This window comes from Paenibacillus sp. FSL R10-2736 (genome assembly GCF_038000245.1).
GTDB classification, from domain to species: domain Bacteria; phylum Bacillota; class Bacilli; order Paenibacillales; family Paenibacillaceae; genus Paenibacillus_AQ; species Paenibacillus_AQ phytohabitans.
Map to the genome: position 1 here is coordinate 4,150,456 of NZ_JBBOBN010000001.1, position 20,047 is coordinate 4,170,502.

Annotated in this window: 17 protein-coding genes; 1 reads left to right on the forward strand and 16 read right to left on the reverse strand. The window is 54.0% G+C overall.

The window, feature by feature from the left end:
* Positions 1 to 41: 41 nt before the first annotated feature.
* The 13 genes from pknB to NSQ73_RS18090 form a co-directional block, all read right to left on the reverse strand.
* Entirely contained in the window at positions 42 to 2,252 is a 2,211-nt protein-coding gene (gene pknB / locus NSQ73_RS18030) for a Stk1 family PASTA domain-containing Ser/Thr kinase (RefSeq protein WP_340987525.1), read from the reverse strand.
* Positions 2,249 to 3,025 (reverse strand): Stp1/IreP family PP2C-type Ser/Thr phosphatase, encoded by a 777-nt coding sequence (locus tag NSQ73_RS18035; RefSeq protein ID WP_039298018.1) that lies wholly within the window; start codon positions 3,023 to 3,025, stop codon positions 2,249 to 2,251. Before NSQ73_RS18035 ends, pknB begins: the two co-directional genes overlap by 4 nt.
* 6 nt (positions 3,026 to 3,031) lie before the next feature.
* Positions 3,032 to 4,072 carry a 23S rRNA (adenine(2503)-C(2))-methyltransferase RlmN gene (gene rlmN, locus NSQ73_RS18040; RefSeq protein ID WP_042136599.1) on the reverse strand — a complete coding sequence of 347 codons (1,041 nt, stop codon included), beginning with the start codon at positions 4,070 to 4,072 and terminating at the stop codon, positions 3,032 to 3,034.
* Positions 4,073 to 4,223: 151 nt separating this feature from the next.
* Positions 4,224 to 5,708, reverse strand: coding sequence for a 16S rRNA (cytosine(967)-C(5))-methyltransferase RsmB (gene rsmB, locus NSQ73_RS18045; RefSeq protein WP_340987526.1), 1,485 nt, complete (start codon positions 5,706 to 5,708; stop codon positions 4,224 to 4,226).
* Positions 5,705 to 6,646 carry a methionyl-tRNA formyltransferase gene (gene fmt, locus NSQ73_RS18050; protein WP_340987527.1) on the reverse strand — a complete coding sequence of 314 codons (942 nt, stop codon included), beginning with the start codon at positions 6,644 to 6,646 and terminating at the stop codon, positions 5,705 to 5,707. Before fmt ends, rsmB begins: the two co-directional genes overlap by 4 nt.
* A gap of 5 nt (positions 6,647 to 6,651) precedes the next feature.
* Entirely contained in the window at positions 6,652 to 7,137 is a 486-nt protein-coding gene (def, locus tag NSQ73_RS18055) for a peptide deformylase (protein ID WP_039298014.1), read from the reverse strand.
* A gap of 104 nt (positions 7,138 to 7,241) precedes the next feature.
* Positions 7,242 to 9,773, reverse strand: coding sequence for a primosomal protein N' (priA, locus tag NSQ73_RS18060; protein WP_340987528.1), 2,532 nt, complete (start codon positions 9,771 to 9,773; stop codon positions 7,242 to 7,244).
* Complete coding sequence (gene coaBC / locus NSQ73_RS18065) at positions 9,773 to 11,005, reverse strand: bifunctional phosphopantothenoylcysteine decarboxylase/phosphopantothenate--cysteine ligase CoaBC (RefSeq protein ID WP_340987529.1); 1,233 nt, start codon at positions 11,003 to 11,005, stop codon at positions 9,773 to 9,775. Before coaBC ends, priA begins: the two co-directional genes overlap by 1 nt.
* A 312-nt stretch (positions 11,006 to 11,317) precedes the next feature.
* The gene (rpoZ, locus tag NSQ73_RS18070; protein WP_042136588.1) at positions 11,318 to 11,521 is read right to left on the reverse strand and encodes a DNA-directed RNA polymerase subunit omega; all 204 of its coding nucleotides are present in this window, start codon (positions 11,519 to 11,521) and stop codon (positions 11,318 to 11,320) included.
* Between the two features lie 54 nt (positions 11,522 to 11,575).
* On the reverse strand, positions 11,576 to 12,145 hold the full coding sequence (gmk, locus tag NSQ73_RS18075; protein ID WP_039298007.1) for a guanylate kinase: 570 nt from the start codon (positions 12,143 to 12,145) through the stop codon (positions 11,576 to 11,578).
* 18 nt (positions 12,146 to 12,163) lie between these two features.
* Complete coding sequence (gene remA / locus NSQ73_RS18080; RefSeq protein ID WP_006209218.1) at positions 12,164 to 12,424, reverse strand: extracellular matrix/biofilm regulator RemA; 261 nt, start codon at positions 12,422 to 12,424, stop codon at positions 12,164 to 12,166.
* 51 nt (positions 12,425 to 12,475) lie between these two features.
* Entirely contained in the window at positions 12,476 to 13,372 is an 897-nt protein-coding gene (locus NSQ73_RS18085) for a YicC/YloC family endoribonuclease (RefSeq protein ID WP_340987530.1), read from the reverse strand.
* 38 nt (positions 13,373 to 13,410) lie between these two features.
* Positions 13,411 to 15,285: a bifunctional homocysteine S-methyltransferase/methylenetetrahydrofolate reductase gene (locus NSQ73_RS18090; protein ID WP_340987531.1), complete on the reverse strand. Its 1,875-nt coding sequence runs from the start codon at positions 15,283 to 15,285 to the stop codon at positions 13,411 to 13,413.
* Positions 15,286 to 15,441: 156 nt separating this feature from the next.
* On the opposite strand from NSQ73_RS18090, the gene NSQ73_RS18095 reads away from it, so the two are divergent.
* The gene (locus NSQ73_RS18095; protein ID WP_340987532.1) at positions 15,442 to 15,699 is read left to right on the forward strand and encodes a hypothetical protein; all 258 of its coding nucleotides are present in this window, start codon (positions 15,442 to 15,444) and stop codon (positions 15,697 to 15,699) included.
* Here NSQ73_RS18095 and NSQ73_RS18100 read toward each other — a convergent pair.
* Genes NSQ73_RS18100 through NSQ73_RS18110 form a run of 3 tightly spaced genes read right to left on the reverse strand, consistent with a single transcriptional unit; the run spans position 15,672 to position 19,872 of the window.
* Complete coding sequence (locus NSQ73_RS18100; protein WP_340987533.1) at positions 15,672 to 16,772, reverse strand: GerAB/ArcD/ProY family transporter; 1,101 nt, start codon at positions 16,770 to 16,772, stop codon at positions 15,672 to 15,674. The genes NSQ73_RS18095 and NSQ73_RS18100 overlap by 28 nt on opposite strands.
* Positions 16,773 to 16,790: 18 nt before the next feature.
* Positions 16,791 to 18,005, reverse strand: a complete 1,215-nt coding sequence (locus tag NSQ73_RS18105; protein ID WP_340989313.1) for a Ger(x)C family spore germination protein — start codon at positions 18,003 to 18,005, stop codon at positions 16,791 to 16,793.
* Entirely contained in the window at positions 17,989 to 19,872 is a 1,884-nt protein-coding gene (locus NSQ73_RS18110; RefSeq protein ID WP_340987535.1) for a spore germination protein, read from the reverse strand. Before NSQ73_RS18110 ends, NSQ73_RS18105 begins: the two co-directional genes overlap by 17 nt.
* Between the last annotated feature and the right edge of the window lie 175 nt (positions 19,873 to 20,047).

Consider the following 20,047-nt stretch of genomic DNA (forward strand, 5'->3'; position numbering starts at 1 on the left):
TGTAATGGTGTTGCCACCGCCCCGCTGAAGCTTATCTCTTTTTATTTATTCTTGTCCTTGCCTTTGCCCTTGCCATTTCCAGGGGAAGCGGCAAGCAGTTTATTATTGTTGTCTTTACCTGGTACGAAGCCCGTCTGGTCACCTGCACCTGTCTCTTCGCCCTCTCCGCTGCCCGGCGGCAGAATCTCCGGTTCGATCGTCGGCTCAACCGGAGTCTCGGTCGGTGCAACGGTCGGCTCAGGTGTCTGTGTCTGAACCGGAGGCGGTTCAGGCGTCTGCACATTATTATTCTTGACATCCACGTAAGTTATAGGATAAGTCTCGAGGAAATCCCCGTCCCGGTATACGGATACCATCCCATCCTTGTTGGGAGCAAGCAACATGTTCACGGATAAGGTCTGACTTTTGCCAATTGTGCGTGTGCCCCACTCCTGGTTCTCGCCATTATTACGCGCATCTGCAAAGACAATGCGGATTTTGCTCTTCTGTCCGTCCACTGCTGGTGCAACCGGTACGTTAAAGGTATATTCCAGTGCTTCCGGAGGATAACCTGAACTGAGGTAAATGGTTATTTTCTCACCGGGGGGAACCTGATCCCCTTCCTCATACGCCCACTGCTTCGTGACTATGCCCTTCTCATACGTGAAGCTTGGCTCTTCCTTAATTTCATCCAGCACAAGGCCGGCTTTCTCAATCGCTGCTTTGGCTTCCTTCTCCGTCATTCCAAGGAGGCCCGGCATATTCGTGCTCTCTTTCCCCTTACTCACGATCAGCTTAACCGTTACAGTCTCAGGATCATACTCACTATTTGCTGCAGGCTCAGAGCTGATTACTTTGCCCTTCTCAAATTCCTCACTGAAACGTTCGTCCGGAGTGATTCTATCCTGTGCAATTCCCAGTGCAATTAGCTCCTTGACTGCATCATCATAGCTCATATTAGAAACATCCTTAAGCTTAGGCAGTACCTTAGCAGTACTTACCGTCAGAATAATATGCGTCCCTTCCTTGACCATCGTGTCAGTCTTGCTCTGTTTCCAGACGATATTTTCTGCAAAATTCGGGTTGTATGCCTGCACCGGCGGCTCTTCTGCGAACAAGCCTACCTCTTCAAGGGCAGCTTTGGCTTGCTCAAAAGAAATACCGGTAACAACCGGCACCGCCACTTCATCCACGGACAATTTGGAGTTGACATACCAGACGACCCCGCCCATGGCGATCAGCAGTATCAGGGTAAGACTGATCCACAGCGCCGCGCGGCCCGATTTGCGCTTGCCGGGTGGAGGAGGCGGAGCATCCTCCATACTGCGGACACGTTCCTCTCCCCCGCCGCCACGGCTGCCCAGCCCCCGCTGGAGCGGTTTGATTGCAGGAATCACACGCGTTCTGTCCTCGTCCTCTTCGTCATCGAATAAGACCTTGGACTCGCTCCGCCGTTCTGGCAGCAGACAGGTCTCCAGATCCTGCAGCATTTGCTTGGCGGACTGATACCGTTCTTCCGGATTCTTGCGCATTGATCTCAGGATTACATTCTCCACGCTTTGCGGAATCAGCGGATTCAGCAGGCGCGGCTCCTCAAATTCCTCCTGCAGATGCTTCAGTGCTACACTAATCGGGCTTTCCCCCAGAAAAGGCAGCACCCCGGTAAGCATCTGATAGAGCACGATCCCCAAAGAATAGAGGTCGGACTTCTCTCCTGTGGTCACGCCTTTGGCATGCTCCGGCGAGAAATAATGTACGGAACCGACCACGGAACCCGTCTGGGTTATGGTAGTGGACGTAACCGCCCGGGCAATCCCGAAATCCGTTACTTTAACCCGGCCATTACGGCCGATCAGAATATTATGAGGTTTAATATCGCGGTGAATAATCTGGTTCAAATGCGCATGATCAAGTGCATCACAAATTTGTGATGCAATCCGCACGGATTCGTCAACCTGCAGCGGAGCCCGCTCTTTAATAATTTCGTTAAGATTCTTGCCTTCAATATATTCCATAACAATATAATGGACTTCATCTTCCTGGCCGACATCGTAAATGCTGACTACATTTGGATGAGATAACGATGCAGCTGATTGCGCCTCCCGCCGGAACCGGCGGATGAATTCCTCATCATGCACAAACTGGTTGCGCAATACTTTGATAGCAACATTCCGGTTGAGCAGAATGTCATGGGCTCTGTAGACGAGCGCCATGCCACCTCCACCGATCCGTTCGATGACTTGGTAGCGGCCGCCCAATTCGTGACCGATCATCTATCCCACTCCTTTGTCTCGGGCACTGCGGCCTCTCCTTGGTGTTCTAACATAGCAACGCTGATATTATCGTTGCCGCCGGCAAGCAAAGCCAGCTGAAGTAATCGATCCGCTCTTTCTTCCAGAGAAATCTCATGAATTCCGGCTACCTTGGCCATATGCTCGGGGCTGACGAAATTGCTGAGTCCGTCGCTGCACAGCAGCAGAAGCTCCCCAAGTGCAAGCGTAACAGAAGCCAGATCCGCAGACACCACGGCATCCGTCCCCAGAGCCCGGGTCAGCACATTACGGCGCGGATGGCTGCCCAGCTCCTCCAGGCTGATCTGGCCGTTCTTGAACAGCTCATTGACCAGCGTATGGTCCTCGGTTAGTTGTATTGCAGCACCGTCCTGAATGAGATATGCCCTGCTGTCTCCGATATGGCCGATGTATCCCGCTGACCCTTTCAGTAGAGCAGCTACGATGGTAGTCCCCATGTTGTGGTATTTCTCATCGCTTTGAGCCTCTTTGTGGACCGTGTGATTGGCTTCCAATATGGCGGCTGACAGTGCCTCCTTCAGCTCTGCCTCCGGAAGATCAGGCTGCAGCTGGTCCAGAATGTTCCTGACCGTCTCCAGCGCAATCCTGCTCGCGGTATCGCCAGCCAAATGTCCCCCCATCCCGTCGGCTATAATACCGAGGGTATAACCGTGGCGCGTAGCACCGATCCAGACCGAATCCTCATTGACGGTACGTACCCGGCCAATGTCGCTGGCTTGAACTGTTCTGATCAAATATCCTCACCCCAACTCCATATGTTTGGCACGCAGCTGACCGCATGCGGCCGCAATATCATGGCCTTGCTCACGGCGGATCGTAACGTTCACGCCATGATCGGCCAGTATACGCTGAAATTCAAAGATATCATTGCGGGAAGTCCGTACATACTTGCGCTCAGGCACATGGTTAACCGGAATCAGGTTCACATGGCAGAGCATGGTCTTAAGCACACCCGCTAATTCCTCGGCATGCTCGGGCTGATCGTTCACGCCGCCGATCAAGGCATATTCGAAACTGATCCGGCGGCCTGTCTTGGCCTGATAATAGCGCAATGACTCGATTACATCATCAAACGGATAGCGGCGGTTAACCGGCATCAGCTTGGAACGGAGCGTATCATTAGGCGCATGAATCGAGATCGCCAGATTGATCTGCGTATCCTCGTCAGCAAACTTGTAAATATTCGGCACAATCCCGCTGGTCGATACTGTAATATGGCGCTGGCCAATATTCAGACCCTTCTCATGGATCATGAGGCGCAGGAATCTCATGGTTGCGTCGTAGTTCTCGAAAGGTTCGCCGGTGCCCATGATAACAATGCTGCTGACGCGTTCGCCGCGGGCATCAAGAATCTGCTGGGAACGCACTACCTGGGCTACAATCTCCCCTGCGGTCAGATCGCGCTTCAGACCTCCAAGCGTAGACGCGCAGAAGGTACAGCCGATCCGGCAGCCCACCTGGGTAGTTACACATACGCTGTTGCCGTAATTGTGCTTCATAATAACTGTCTCAATCGCATGATCATCATGCAGACCGAACAGGAATTTCACAGTACCGTCTTTGGATTCCAGCTTCGTAATTTCGGTCAGAGCCGAAATACTGAACTGTTCCACCAGCTTGCCGCGCAGTGCCTTGGAGAGATTGCTCATGGATTCAAAATCATTGACCCTCTTCACATACAGCCAGTCAAAAATCTGTCCGCCGCGAAAAGCCGGCTCTCCGTTATCCTTGGCCCACTGCTGCAACTCTTCTAAAGAAAAATCATATATTAAAGGTTTCATTGTTATTAGCACCTGTTCTTTCATAAATTATATGCGTATTATTTCTCATTCTTCCTATTTTAACACAAATTCCAGAGCCGGTAAAAGAAAAGCCCGCCGCGCAAAACCTCTGCGGGGCGGGAAGCTGTAATTCCATGCAGAAATCACTATATTACGAGAGTCGCTCCAGCCGGGCAATATAGAATCCGTCGCTTCCGAAATGATGGGGAAGCAGCTGTATTCCATCGCCTGCGGCAATTGCGGTTCCCTCAAGCCGTTCCCAGACGGCGGTCTTGAAGCTGACCGGAGCGAACCCGGGATTATGCTCCAGGAAATCCCCGATAATCCGGCTATTCTCCGCCTGCTCGGTAGTGCAGGTGCTGTAGACCAGCACACCGCCAGGCTTCAGGAGCCCGGCGACCGACTGCAGCAGTTCATGCTGCAGCGCAGCTACGCTGTCCACATCTCCGGGCTGCTTCCGCCACTTCAGATCCGGCTTGCGCCGGATCACCCCAAGCCCCGAGCAAGGGGCATCCAGCAGAATCCGGTCGAAGGATTCCGGCTGAAGAGCGGCACCCAGCTGCAGTGCGTCGCCGCTTAAGGTAGCGATGCATTCCAGACCCAGACGGGCCGCCTGATCTGCGATAAGCTTCGCCTTATGCTCATGCAGATCATTGGCCAGTATAGCTCCTTCGTCCTTCATCAACTCGCCCATATGCGCGCTTTTGCCTCCGGGAGCGGCGCAGCAGTCCAGCACCTTCATTCCTGCTTCAGGAGCTACAACCTCAGCCACCAGCATGGAGCTTTCATCCTGCACTGAGAGATATCCGTCACTGTACCAGGAAGTCAGAGCCATATTGCCGCCGCCCTTAACAATCAGCCCGAAGGGGCTAACCTTCGATTCAGAGGCCTCAAGACCCGCTTCGAGCATCTCGGCCAGCAGCGCCTCACGGCTGATCATAGTTGTATTGACGCGGATACTGACCGCAGGCGCTTCGTTATTCGCAGCACACATGGCCTCCGCCGTGTCTGTGCCATATTCCGCAGACCAGCGCTGCACCATCCAGAGCGGATGGGAATGAACAATAGAGATCCGCTCTTCCCTGCTGAGCCCCTCCGGCAACACCGGCAGTTCCCTGGCCCGCAGCACGCTGCGAAGCACGCCGTTAACCATGCCGGAAATACCCTGATGGCCGCGTTTCTTGGCTATATTCACAGCCTCATTAACGGCTGCATGCGAAGGAACCCGGTCCAGATACATAATCTGGTACAGGCTCAGACGCAGCAGATTACGCACCCAGGGCTGAAGCTTAGCTACTCCCTTGCTCACAAAACCCTCCAGAACATAATCCAGAGTAATCATCCGTGAGATCGTGCCATACACCAGCTCCGTAGCCAGTCCGGTATCTTCACGGCTGAGAGCGCCTTTCTGCAGGCTGCTGCCGAGCAGCAGATTGCTGTAGGCCCCCTGCTGCTCTACGCGGACAAGAACATCAAGCGCAACCTCGCGTGCAGAAGCAGCCGCCGGCGGTTTGCCGCCCGGCTTCTTCTTGCCCGCTCCTCTGGCTTGACCACCCGGAGCTGAGCTCCCGGAAGCCGCTGACCTGTTGCCGCCAGAGGGATTACGCGGTCCGCCGCCTTTGCCGCCCGCGCTCACCCCAGCACCGTGCCGGGCTTAAGACTTGCGCCGCGGCTGAAATCTGCCGCACTCATCGCTTTTTTGCCGGCAGGCTGTACGGTTGTCAGCAGGAGAATCCCGTCGCCGGTCTTCACTTCAACCCCTCGTTCGCTTACAGCCAGCACTGTACCCGGAGCAGCATTGCCGCCGGCGGAACTGCCGTTATCCGGCTTCGCCGCCGCCCATACCTTGAAGGTCTCGTCATTCCATAGGGTGAAGGCACCCGAGAATGGTACCAGCCCGCGGATACGGTTATAGGTTGCCAGTGACCCGGCCGTCCAGTCGATCCGTTCATCTTCGCGGCTGAGATTTGGCGCATAAGTTGCTTCGCTGTCATCCTGCACCGTCGCCTCTACACGTCCAGCCGCGAGGCGCGGCATTTCCGCCTTCAGTAAATCACGTCCGGCAATGCTCAGCTTCCCGAACATGGTGCCTGAGGTATCCTCGTCCTCAATCGGCACCTCTACCCGCGAGATCATATCTCCGGTATCCAGTCCTTCAGCCATATACATCAGCGTCACACCCGTTACCTTCTCACCGTTAATGATGCAGCGCTGGATCGGGGCGCCGCCGCGGTATTTCGGCAGCAGTGAGCCATGGACATTCACACATCCGTTCTTCGGCAGCTCCAGCACACTTTTCGGCAGAATCTGCCCGTAAGCCGCTGTAACAATCAGATCCGGCTCATAGGCAGCCAGTTCAGCTACCGCCTCCGGGCGCCGCATCCGTTCCGGCTGAAGAACCGGCAAGCCCAGTTCAAGTGCAGCCTCTTTCACAGGTGAAGGGGCAAGCGTCTTCTTGCGTCCTTGCGGACGGTCCGGCTGGGTAACCACAGCGACTACCTCATAGCCCTCCTCCAGCAGCATCCGCAGGGAGGGTACCGCAAAAGCCGGCGTTCCCATGAACACTATCTTCATTTCATTCACTCCTCAGTTTCACTGCGTTCAGCTGTATACTCATATACCTTCTCGGCGATATCCGTGAACAGCACACCGTTCAGGTGATCGATTTCATGCTGAAAAGCCCGTGCAAGCAATCCGCTTCCGGTAATTGTAACTTCGTTGCCTTCACGGTCCAGACCGCGTACGGTTACTGTCTCTGCACGGCGTACATCGCCGTTCAGGCCGGGGATACTCAGGCAGCCTTCAGGTCCGAACTGCTCCCCGTCCATGCTGATAATTTCAGGGTTAATCAGCTTGATCAATCCATGCTCTTCATCGGCATCGATTACGATTAGACGCTTTAGAATTCCAACCTGCGGAGCTGCGAGACCAACGCCTTCCGCGTCATACATCGTATCCGCCATATCGTCGAGCAGTTTTTGCACATTCGGGGTTACGGTTGTTACGGTCTTAGCTTTCTTGTGTAATACTTCATCCGGTTCTTTCACGATTAGCCTGATTGCCATTACAAAAACACCATCCTTGTTCTGAACATGTCTATAGTATATAAAATGAAATCATTCTTTCATTTCATAGTAAAACACCTTACCCATTGTAACACGCCGGGAGATTACATCAACATCTGCGGGTCCACATCAATGCTGATCTGCAGTCCTTTGTCACGGACAGAGTCCTCCAGCTCCTCGGCCACCTGACGGGCCAGTCCGATCGCATCGATCGCACCGCGCCATTTGATAATACACTGGAATCTGTAACGGCCTTTGAGCCGCGGCAAGGGTGACGCTACCGGACCCAGCAGATCCAGTGCATCCGAGGAGAGCTTGTCCAGACTGCCATACCAGCGCAGCAGCCTTGCTTTGCCCTGGATATTCAGGGCATAATTCTCCGCCAGCTTCAGCAGCAGCGGAAGCTGCTCATGCGACAGCGTAACCAGAATCAGCCGGCAATACGGCGGATAATGCAGCTCCTTACGGTGCTTCAGTTCATCCCGCACGAACGATCTGTAATCATGTCCGCTGGCATGGATGATCGAATAATGCTCCGGTGTATAAGACTGCACAACCACTTCGCCGGGCAGCTGATGTCTGCCCGCTCTTCCGGCAACCTGTGTCAGCAGCTGGAAGGTCTTCTCGGCCGCCCGGAAATCCGGTAGATTCAGCGCCGAGTCCGCAGTGATGACACCGACCAGTGTAACATCGGGGAAGTCTAGTCCCTTAGCCACCATCTGCGTTCCCAGCAGTACATCGGCCTTCTTGTCCCTGAACTGATTCAGCAGCTTCTCATGTGAACCCTTCTCCGTGGTTGTATCCACATCCATACGGATGACGCGGATACCGGGAAACAACTTGCCCAGCTCCTCTTCGACCCGCTGGGTCCCTGTACCGAAGAAGCGGATATGCTCGCTGCCGCATTCGGGGCACAGCTTAGGTGCAGGCTCGGCATGGCCGCAGTAATGGCAGCGCAGATTGTCGCTGCGGCTATGATAGGTCAGCGAGATATCGCATTCGGGACAACCGGCAACATATCCGCAGCTCCGGCACATGACGAAGGTGGAGAACCCTCTGCGGTTCAAGAGAAGTACCGTCTGCTCTCCGCGTTCCAGCCTGCTCACCAGCGCAGCATGCAGCCTGCGGCTGAACATCGAGCGGTTGCCTTCCTTCAGCTCATCGCGCATATCAACCACTGCCACCTTGGGCAGCTCGTTACCGAGTGCGCGGCTAGGCATCTCCAGCAGAATAGGGGAGAAATGAATATCGCTCTGTGATCTGGCTGCGTGATAGCTCTCCAGTGAAGGCGTAGCCGAGCCCAGAATCACTACTGCCCCGCCCTGTTCAGCCCGGCGGACCGCGACATCACGGGCATGGTATTTCGGATTTTCTTCCTGCTTATAGGAGCCCTCATGCTCTTCATCCATAATAATGAGGCCCAGATTGGCGAACGGAGCAAACACTGCCGAGCGTGCGCCGACAGCAACCATCGCTTTGCCCTCACGGATCTTGCGCCATTCGTCGTAACGTTCGCCGACAGACAGCCGGCTGTGCATTACCGCCACCCCGCTGCCGAACCGGCCTTTGAACCGTTCAACCATCTGTGGAGTCAGGGCAATTTCCGGCACCAGCACTACGGCCTGACGCCCTTGCTCCACACAGCGCTGAATGCACTGCAGATAAATTTCCGTCTTCCCGCTGCCCGTTACCCCGTGCAATAAGAAGACTTCATGCGTTTGCTGCTCTACAGTTCCCACAATCCGCTTATACACAACCTCCTGCTCCGCTGTCAGCGGCAAGGGTGTACTCGGCTTGAAATCGCGTCCCTGATAGGGGTCACGGTATACTTCAATTTCACTAATCTCAATATACCCTTTGTCCTCCAGTGCCTTCACCGTGCCAGCCGTAACCTGAAGAACCGACAGCACATCCTTGAGCGGCATGGGAAGTGTTGCCTCCATATCGATCAGGAAGGACAACACTTCCTTCTGGCGCGCCGAACGCGCCGGGAAGCCCGGCAGGGATTCGCGTGCTGCGGAGAGGCCAATGGCCAAATCAACGGCCTTCAGCTTCTTCTTGCCCATCTTGTCCTTGATCGACTGGCTCTCCGCCAGCACACCGCGCCGCACCATGAACTTTACAGTCTCAGCAGCCTCCGGGAAGGTACGGGTCAGCAGCTTCATCGATACTTCCCCGTGGCGTCTGACGAAGTCAGTAATCTCCTGCTCTTCGTTGTCAGCCTCCAGGAAAAGCGGAAACAGCTCATCTCCGGGAGTATGGGCTGCTGCCTCTGCATCACCCAGCGAGATCAGCCGCTCGGCTTTGCCCTTCAAGGCAGTCGGAAGCATAGCCTGCAGTGCGGAGATCCGTCTGCAGGCATATCTTTGGCTCATCCAGTCGCCCAGCTCTACCAGCTCCGGCGACAGCGGAGGCAGCAGATCGAGCACTTCCACAATCGGCTTCATTCTTGATACACTGCCGGTCTCTCCCGACTCCAGGGATACAACAAAGCCCTGAACGGTCCGGGGTCCAAACGGAACCGCCACTCTGCTGCCTACTTCAATCCAAAGCTTCAGTGAATCGGGAATCAAATAATCAAACGGCCGGTCGGTGCTGCGCACAGGAACATCGACAATGACCTTGGCAATATCCATTATAACAAGGCTCCGGCAACACGCTCAGCGGCGAGCTGCAGCACCCGGCGCGCTACCTCATCCTTGGAAGCTAAGGGAAGATCCAGTACCAGGCCGTCTGCATCATAGACTGACACAATGTTGGTATCGGTGCCGAATCCGGCACCTTCCACTGCAACATCGTTGGCTACGATCAGGTCAAGATTCTTGCGCACCAGCTTGTCTTTGGCGTAATATTCCGCATTTCCGGTTTCGGCGGCAAACCCGATCAGGAACTGCTTATCCTTCATTTTGCCGAGACTCTCCAGAATATCGGTAGTCTTCACCAGTTCAAGGGTCATGGTGTCACCGCTCTTTTTGATCTTGGACTCCGCGCTGTGTCTCGGGCGGTAATCTGCGACAGCTGCCGCTTTAATGAGGATGTCGCAATCAGCCCAGCGCTCCGTGACCGCTTCATACATATCCTGCGCCGATTCCACGCGGACCAGCCGGATATCGGCATCGCGCGGCGGCGCTTCATCCGTACGCGCGGCGATCAAGGTAACCTCTGCCCCCATGGCGCGTGCTACCCGTGCCAGCGCGAAGCCCATTTTTCCGGAGGAATCATTGGAAATGTAACGGACAGGATCGATACGTTCTACCGTACCGCCAGCGGTAACAACTACCTTTTTACCAGCGAGCGGCCCGGATTTCTTGTCGTTCTGCAGCGCAAAGAAGTTCTCCACAACCTTCACGATCGCTTCCGGCTCTTCCAGCCGCCCTTTGCCCACGTAACCGCAGGCCAGCAGTCCTTCGCCCGGTTCAATAAAGTGTACCCCCCGGTTGTAGAGTGTATCGATATTGCTCAATACCGCCGGATGCTGATACATATGAACATTCATCGCAGGGGCTACCATTACTGGAGCTGTAGCGGCAAGCAGTGTAGTAGACAGCATATCATCTGCCAGCCCGTGCGCCATTTTGGCAATAATATTCGCGGTAGCCGGTGCGATCAGGACCAGATCGGCCGAATCCGCCAGATCAATATGTGAGATGGAGGACGGGTCGCGTTCCTGAAAAGTATCGCTGTATACCCGTTGCTTCGACAATGACTGCAGTGTCAGCTCCGTAATGAACTGCTTGGCCGACGCTGTCATGATGACATGAACCTCGGCGCCTTGCTGGGTAAGCTTACTGGTCAGGGCCGCCGCCTTATAGGCAGCAATGCCTCCTGTAATTCCGAGTATAATCGACTTTCCTTGTAAACTCTTCAAACTGATCTCCCCCCTGTTCCTCAATCTGTGCCCATTGTATATGCCGCTATGAAAAGAAGAAATGAAAATCTTCATATTTACGTCAAAAGGAAGCTGTATAGATTTCATTTAGTTTTTTGAATAAAGGAACTAAATTTCCTTATAAATAGAGAAAAAAATAACAACCTTCCGGTTGTCAGGAACAGCCCGGTGCGGGCTATTATCTATTTCATTGTGCAGCTTAACTGGCTTAACTCAAGAAGAAACGGCTGCGCCATCCCTAAGCGGGATGGTTTCCGTTTCTGCTGTGAGCCTTGAGCCGGAACCTTGAGACTATTCTTCGTCGCCGCGTGTTACGATAATGCGGTCTTCATAGATCTCTTCAAGCGCAACACCAACAAACTTGTGCGATCTCGGGTTCTTGATATCAGTCTTTCCGCCTTCACGGAGCGCTCTAGCCCGGCGGGCTGAAGCGACAACCAGGGAATACTTGCTGTCGACCTTGGTCACCAGTTCGTCAATGGATGGATATAGCATGTAGAACACCTCTTCATCTTTTACTATGAATATGAACCAATCCTGTAGAACCTATCATCTCACCTTACAATGTTCGGCGATAATAATGCTTTCTATTCGCTTGCAGGCCAGATCGATCTCGTCATTCACTACTGCGTAATCATAATGCCGGATCAGGCCGATTTCATCCTCTGCAACAGACATGCGGTGATTAATCACATCAGGATGCTCCGTACCGCGTCCGCGGATACGGTCCTTCAACTCGTCCATCGACGGAGGAAGAAGGAAGACAAAGATGCCTTCCGGGAATTTGTCTTTGACTTTGAGAGCTCCCTGAACCTCGATTTCCAGAATAATATCTCTTCCGCTCTCGAGTGTTCTCTCCACAAAGTCACGCGGAGTACCGTAATAATTGCCTACGTACTCCGCATATTCGAGCAGCTGGTCACCTTCAATCATGTCCGCGAACTGCTCTCTGGATTTGAAAAAATAATTGACGCCGTTCTCTTCACCTGCACGCGGTGAACGCGTGGTGGCGGAAACGGAATAGACGAGTTCAGGCATCTTCGGCCGCAGCGCAGTGCATACCGTACCTTTGCCGACGCCGGATGGGCCGGATAGTATGATCAGCAATCCTTTTGACATAGTACACTCCATTTGTTGTTATTCGTCGTTATCGTCATCTTTGCTGGATAGGCGGTGAGCAACGGTCTCCGGCTGAACAGCCGAGAGAATGACGTGGTCGCTGTCTGTAATAATGACGGCCCGCGTCCGTCTTCCGTAGGTGGCGTCGATCAGCATATGCCGGTCTCTGGCCTCCTGAATAATTCGTTTGATCGGTGCAGATTCCGGGCTGACAATGGAAATAATGCGGTTGGCCGACACGATATTCCCAAAGCCGATGTTGATTAATTTGATTGCCATGTTCCGGTTGTTCCCCCCATAAGTTACATCTTTGCTTGTTTCAGGTCCCTGTTATTCTAAATTCGCCGCTTGCTCGCGTATCTTCTCAAGCTCCGCCTTCATGTCAAGCGTGAGATTCACAATGTCCAGATGATTGCACTTGGACCCGATCGTGTTGGTCTCCCTGTTCATCTCCTGAATGAGAAAATCAAGTTTGCGTCCTGCAGGTTCACTGCCAAGCAGCAAAGCCCTGCATTGCCCGAAATGACTGTACAGCCGGGTAAGCTCCTCATCTATACTGCAGCGGTCGGCGAAAATAGCAATGTCCATGCCGAATTTTTGCTCATCCCACGGGAAGTTCCCGTCATTCAGTCCGCTGAGCCGCTGCCGCAGCTTCTCGCGGTATTCATGCACAACCATAGGCGCAAGCCCGGTTATCCCGGCATGCAGCTCCTCCAGCCGGTCAAGCCGGCGTGACAGGTCAGCAGCCAGATAACCGCCCTCGCGGGCACGCATCTCCAGCAGGGCCTCCAGACTAAGGCGGAGCCCCTTCTCGAGGAGCTCTGCAACTTCTTCAGAGGGAGACGCAGCAGCAGTCGGAATCTCTTCCTTGAATTCCATAACACCGGGCATAGAAAGTATATCACGGAGAGTCAACTCTCCCTGGAATCCATACTCCCGTCTTAAGGCCTCTGCTGCGTCAAGATAGGACTTCACCAGCGTACGGTTCAGCGCATGCGCGTCAGCCGCACCCTCGGTGAGTTCCCTATTAATGATGACATCTACCCGTCCCCGTTTGATATGGGCTTGAACCAGCCGCCGCACCATATCCTCATAACCCGTCCAATCCCGGGGCATCCGCAGCACAACTTCGCAGTAACGGTTATTCACCGATTTGACTTCGAAACTAATCTTGTGTCCACCGAATTGCAGGGATGACTGACCGTATCCGGTCATACTAAATGACAACGGAATCACATCCATTACACTATTGTAATTGATTCTTACTAGCGAAACAAGGGGGACAATCTGCGTCCCTGCTTCTCCCAGACATACTCCAGCAGCTGTACACTCATATCATAGAACATAAAGGGTGTAATCAGATAGATGCCGTTAAAATGCGCAGTCGCCGCATCCAGCAGCTCCTTGGCGATAAGAACGCCTTCCGCGCGCCCCGCTTCGCCTTCCAGTCCCTGCATGCGGCTGCGGACCTCGGGGGAGAGCTGAATTCCCGGAACCTCATTATGGAGATATTCAGCGTTCCGGCCGCTGGCCAGCGGCATGATTCCGATAAAGATCGGGATATCCAGATGCTCTGTGGCTTTGGCAATCCGGGCAATTAATTCAGGATCATAGACAGGCTGGGTCATAATATAATCCGCACCGGATGCGATCTTCTTCTCCAGCCGCTCCACCGCCTTGTCCAAATGCTTGACGTTGGGATTAAACGCAGCACCGATCACGAACTTCGCCTTCTGTTTGAGCGGCTTGCCCGAGAAGGCCACACCGTCATTCAGCTGCCTGATCATACGTATAATTTCAAAAGAAGTCAGATCATAAATCGAACTGGACCCCGGCAGATCACCGAAACGCGCAGGATCACCGGTTACCGCCAGGACATGGTCAATGCCAAGGGCATCAAAGCCCATTAAATGCGACTGGGTACCAATCAGATTGCGGTCCCGGCAGGCAATATGCACCAGCGGCCGCAAGCCCGTACGTGCCTGAACCAGATGTCCCAGTGCCATATTGCTCATCCGGGTAACCGCAAGCGAGTTGTCTGCCAGTGTCAGCGCATCCGCACCGGCTCTACGCAGCGCTTCCGCTCCCCGCATGAACTTCGCGATGTCCAAATCACGCGGCGGGTCAAGCTCTACGATTACCGTATGCCGTTCCTTGACCAGATCCACAAGTGTCGGTTCTGCTCCGCCTTGTCCATCATCCTCGCTCAAATGCTCATGCACAGAAATCCGCTCTGCCATTCTATGTTCATCTGGTTCCGGAAGCGGTGTAACCTCATACTCCTTGAGCGCAGCGGAAATCTCCGCAATATGCCGGGGAGTGGTGCCGCAGCATCCTCCGATGATCCGGCTGCCCATATCCGCGAAGACCGGGGCCATCTGGCCGAAGTATTCCGGAGATGCCCCATAGCGGTACTGGCCGTCCACATAATCCGCTACCCCGGCATTGGGATAGATTGATACCGGAAGCACTAGCCTCCCCTGCAGAGTACCGAGCGCACGCTTGATGCCGTTCGGCCCGGTGTTGCAGTTGAAGCCGATGACATCTGCACCGTCCTGTTCCAGAATGCGGAACGCCTCAGGCAGTGTCAGCCCGTCCAGTGTACGCGCCGAATCATCCACGGCCAGCTGGCAGATTACCGGAAGCTCACTGAGCTTGCGGACGGTTCTAAGCGCCAGGTGAAGCTCCTCCACATCATAGAAGGTCTCCAGCATAATACCATCCGGCTGCTCTTCCAGCAGGGCGGCAATCTGCTGTGAGAAAAACCGCTTAAGTTCGGACGAGGACAAATTAGCCCGTTTGCCGGCGCGTATCGAGCCCACAGCCCCGACTACATATCCGTTCTCTCCGGCGGCAGTACGGGCAATTCTTATCCCGGCACGGTTGATCTCGGCAACCTTCGATTCCAGCCCGAATTTGGAGAGCTTATCATAGTTTGCCGAATATGTGTTACTCTCCAGCAGGACAGAACCGGCCTCCATATAGCTCCGGTGCACATCCTCAATCACCTCCGGAGAGGTCAGATTTAATTCCTCATAGGAGATGCCTACAGGGAAACCCTTTTGATATAAAAAGGTTCCCATCGCTCCGTCTCCGACCAATACGTTATTCTCCCATGCAGAACGCAAATCCGGCTTCACCGCAAGAACCTCCCCTTTTTTGTCATTAGTTTCATACTAATGTAACATAAAACGGGATGGATGATAAGCTTTGATCAGCGGAAACAGCCGCCCTTTGCATGGCATACCGGCAAATGATTCATACTACTCCTATTCTTTTACAGAGGAGCCTGTCCAATGAAAAAAAACACCCGTAAGCTGCTGCTGCGCAAATATGCTGTCATCCTGCTGCTGTCCGCCCTCTCGCTGCTGTATTTGTATCTGGGGGATTGGCTTTTCGGGTACGGGCTGGATAATATCGGCTACATTTTCAATTACCTGCTCTATACTGCTTCCGAGAAGCTGACTGCAGCTGTGCTGATCCTCTGCATGATCGTGCCGGATGCCGTCTACTGGATACGCGGAACTCAGCCCGGACGCGGCGCAGAGAAATGAGCCCGGACTGCCGCCATCACTACCAGCACCGCCGGAACAACCAGCATGAAAAAGGGATACACCAAATATAAAAGACCACCGCCCTCATCCAGATGCTCTGTAAAGCTGCGGGCATCCAGCATGGAGGTGAACAGAATAATCAGCGCGCAAGGATACAGCATCCGGCGGAAAGGTACATGGAACAGCTCCGAAATGCCGACCAGCGCAGCGGCAAAGAATACGGCCATTTTGAAAAACACCCCGATAATCAGCACCATCACTACAAATATATCCACACGCTGGATGAAATCCGAGATCGAAATCTTGCTGATCGTCGGCATCAGCGGCAGCGGGGAGCGCTCCACAATATCCTCACCCAGGACTGAAATATTCAAGGCCATAGTGAAGCTGAGCAGAATGGCGGAGAAGAGGATACCGGCGGCGATGACCCATGGTCCTTTTTTGACACTGGACAAATAGGGCATCAGCATGGTGAAGCAAACCATCTCCCCGAACGGAAACATGTAATTCTGATGCGCCACCGAGACCATCACAGGCTGGAGGCCATTCTCAAGCACGGGCAGCAGTCTGTGCAAATTGATAGACCCCGAGAGCACCAGCATAATTGTGCCGAACAAGCCGATCAGCATCACGACAAGCGCAAAAACCACCGAAGTCCTGCTCAGCACCTCCACGCCTTTATGCAGCACATACGCCCCCGAGAGCACCATCAGCGTGCTGAGAATAAACAGCGGAGTGTTGTGCATGGTTGCCATAGCGAGCATAGTGCTGCCATCGCGCAAATCCCGGGCGGCAAGGTTAATGTAGAGAATGATGTACAGTATGGCCACCGGGGTTCCGATATATTTGCCGAGCAATTGCCGCGTATAGGCGGTAAAAGGCATGTCGGGGTGCTTGCGGTACAGATAGGCATAACCCGTGAACACGATCAGACCGGCCACACAGCCGACCAGAATCGAGAGCCAGGCATCCCTGCCGGACTCCATGCCCAGATTGACAACCAGTGCCGTTCCCAGCTCAAACAAAACGGTCAAGCAGAAGAACTGGCCCAGTCCGATTTTGATTGTCCCCATATGTAAACCTCCCCGGATTTATTTGTTGATCTGAAAAGAGTTGCTGCGCATATCCGTATGCCGGATGACGGCATCTGCGTCAAATTGGACTTCACAGGCTGCGAAAATATCCTCCCAATGATCCTTGACCTGCTTCCAGCCGCGCGGATGGCTCCGCTGCAGCACCTGACCGAAGCCGAGATAATCGCTTTTGAACTCCCGGGCTGAAGCAATCGCTGTCTTAATCTGCTTGATCGTTTCCTCCGTCAGCTGTTCAGACAATCCATCCAGTACCTCCGGTGAAGTAAGGTCCAGGGAATTGGCAGATTCCTTAATCGCAGCCTGTTGTCTGATTTTCACGATAATGACCGGATGCTCCGGATCTGTAACAGCCGCCTTCAAGGTTACCTGGGACTGATAGACATTGAAAGACAGATAGCCGCCTTCTTTGTCCTTGATTACAACGGGAAACTCTTTGATTTTGTTATGCAAAAGAACGGTGCCCAGTGCGGCGTCGCCGTCCAGCCAGCCTTTCATCTTATCGTCCTTGAACGCTGCCAGTCCTGAAATTCTCAGAATGGTCTTGGGTGAAATGCTTTTCAGGTTATCGTTGGTGTCTGCGCCCTCCCTGCTTCCGCTCGTAAACACCCCATTGATAATAGGTCCGCCTCCTGTGAGCTGAACCCCGCGGATCACATCATCCACCTCCATCCGGAAGTTGTAGCCGAACTGCTTGGAGGTTGTCTCCAGCTTCTCTACCAGATCATTCGCGGGGATTTTGCTGAACACAGTCATCGTCGACATCAGTTCATGCGCCGGCTGTCCTTTGGCGATAAAGATCAGACTGGTTAGCCTGGTATCACTCTCCCGCTCCAGCACATCCAGGATATCCTTGATTCCTTCACGGGCAAGCTCCTCGGACACCACCAGCACCCGTACATGCCCCAGGGATAAGAAACGCGCTGTTTGCCGGGAAGCATCGGCCAGTGCCTCGAACATCGTCCGGCCGGTACCTGTGTACATGGCAACCGGGGAAATCCCCCGGGCATTCTCCCCGGATATTTCCTCAGCAACGATGACCTGAAAAGACAGCCGGTATTTCTCGGCCTCGGTCGGCCCCCGGTCGATGGCTACCCCTGAGACAATGGCCCGTCGGTTAAGCTCCACATTGTCCCAGCAGCCGGTAAGCAGGAGCAGCGGCAGAAGAGCCAGCAGCAGTCCAGGGATGACGGTTATCTTATTCATCAGTTTCATGTTGTTCACCTTCGGCCTGCTGCCTGGCAGCGGTATTATTCTTGAGAATGAGCGGAGACAGCTGCTCGTCATAGCCCGTCGTTAGCTGCATGTATTCAGGCAGCTCTGCGCGCATCTGCTGCGGTGATTTGCGGGGGCCCATCAGCCAGAGCGGCAGCCTGAGAATCGTATCCTTCTGCCCTTTGACCGAAAGAGGCACGAACGGGGACAGATAGGGAATGCCGAAGGAACGCAGGCTGTTCATATGTGCCACTAGTACAATCAGTGCCAGCGTAATCCCGTAGAAGCCGAACATGCTTGCCATGATCAGAAAAGCAAACCGGATAAGCCTACCGGCAATCGCCATGTTATACGCCGGAATGGCAAAGCTGGCAATCCCGGTCAACGCTACCACGATAACCATGATCGGTGTAATGATCCCCGCTTCCACCACAGCGGTTCCCAGGATAAGCGCACCGACAACGGATACCGTTTGCCCGATGACACGGGGCATCCGCACTCCGGCTTCCCGGAGAATCTCAAAAGCCGTTTCCATCAGCAGCACCTCCACAAAAGCCGGGAAAGGCACATTCTCCCGCTGCGAGAGCAGATTGATCAGCAGTGTTGTCGGTATCATCTCATAATGATAGGTAGTCAGTGCCAGATAAACGGAAGGGCCGAGAATCAGGACCAGAAAGCTGACATAACGGATGACCCGCATCAAAATGGCGATATCAAAACGCTGGGAATAATCCTCTGCAGACTGAAAAAACTGTGTGAACACTGCCGGAAGGATCAGGACAAACGGGGTTCCGTCGACAATAATGACCACTCTGCCCTCCAGCAGATTACCTGCCGCCACATCCGGCCGTTCCGAATTGTATATGGTAGGAAACGGTGTGAACGTCTTATCCTGAATTAATTCTTCAATGAAGCCTGACTCCAGCACTTCATCTAGGGCTATCTTATGCAGACGTTCCCTGACTTCCCGGATCAGATCTTCCCCGGCTATCCCCTTCATATACATCAGAGCCACATGGGTCTGTGTTTCTGTACCTATCTTCATGTATTCCAGACGCAGCTTGGGCGATTTGATCCGGCGGCGGATCAGTGAGATGTTCGTGGCCACTGACTCTACAAAACCATCCTTCGGCCCCCGAACCACAAGCTGTGAGGAAGGCTCGCTGACCGAGCGCTGCTCTCCGCCCCGGGTCTCGCAGATAATAGCTGTCCTGTATCCCTCCAGCAATATAACGGTGTCGCCTGAGAGAACTGCCAACATGATATCCTTCCATCCCTCCTGAAGTACCGCGTCGCCGATTTCCAGGGCGCGGTTTAGAATCAGCTGCGGGAGGGTGGAGCGTCCGGTGCCGGGCTCTGCGGTGAATATGGGGGCAGACTTAGCAGCGGAGTTAGCAGCAGACTCAGCTGTGGCGTTAATTGCAGCTTCTGCCCGAGCGGCGGTGCCGGAAGCTGCTGCACCGCCATGGCTGGTCTCCGGTGCGGCTTGATTGCTGGCTGTTACCATATCGTCCGAATCGTCCGGGAACAGGTCCTCCGTATTGCCCAGCAGCGAGCCAATCACAAATTCGTTAACGGCCACCGTATCGGCCAATCCGCTGAGATGAATTGCCGCCGCTTCAATCCGGCGTTCTCCCCCGATCTGGATTCTGCGGACTTTGAGATCCGGACTGCCGCCAAGCTCAGACTGCATATTATCCAGATTCCGGGCAACGTTATCGGACAGATAAGGAGTTCCGCCTTCAGCTGGCTGGTTCGCCGGAGTTGCAGCTGTTGTCTGTTTATGTTTATTGGACCATGACTTCATATCCGCCTCATCCCTCCCATGCTCATGCAGAGTTCTATTATTCGCGGATATCCTTGCCATTATTCGGCTGGCTCCCCGGCGGACTGGAGCTCCCGGGTATCCATGCACTGAATTGAGATTCTTAAGTTCACGCCGCTTAAATTCACGTCACTTGAATCCACGCCACACCGGCAAAATGTTGCACGTATTACAGCTTTAGCTCATAGATACCGGGGCATTCTAGAGGATTGTTGTA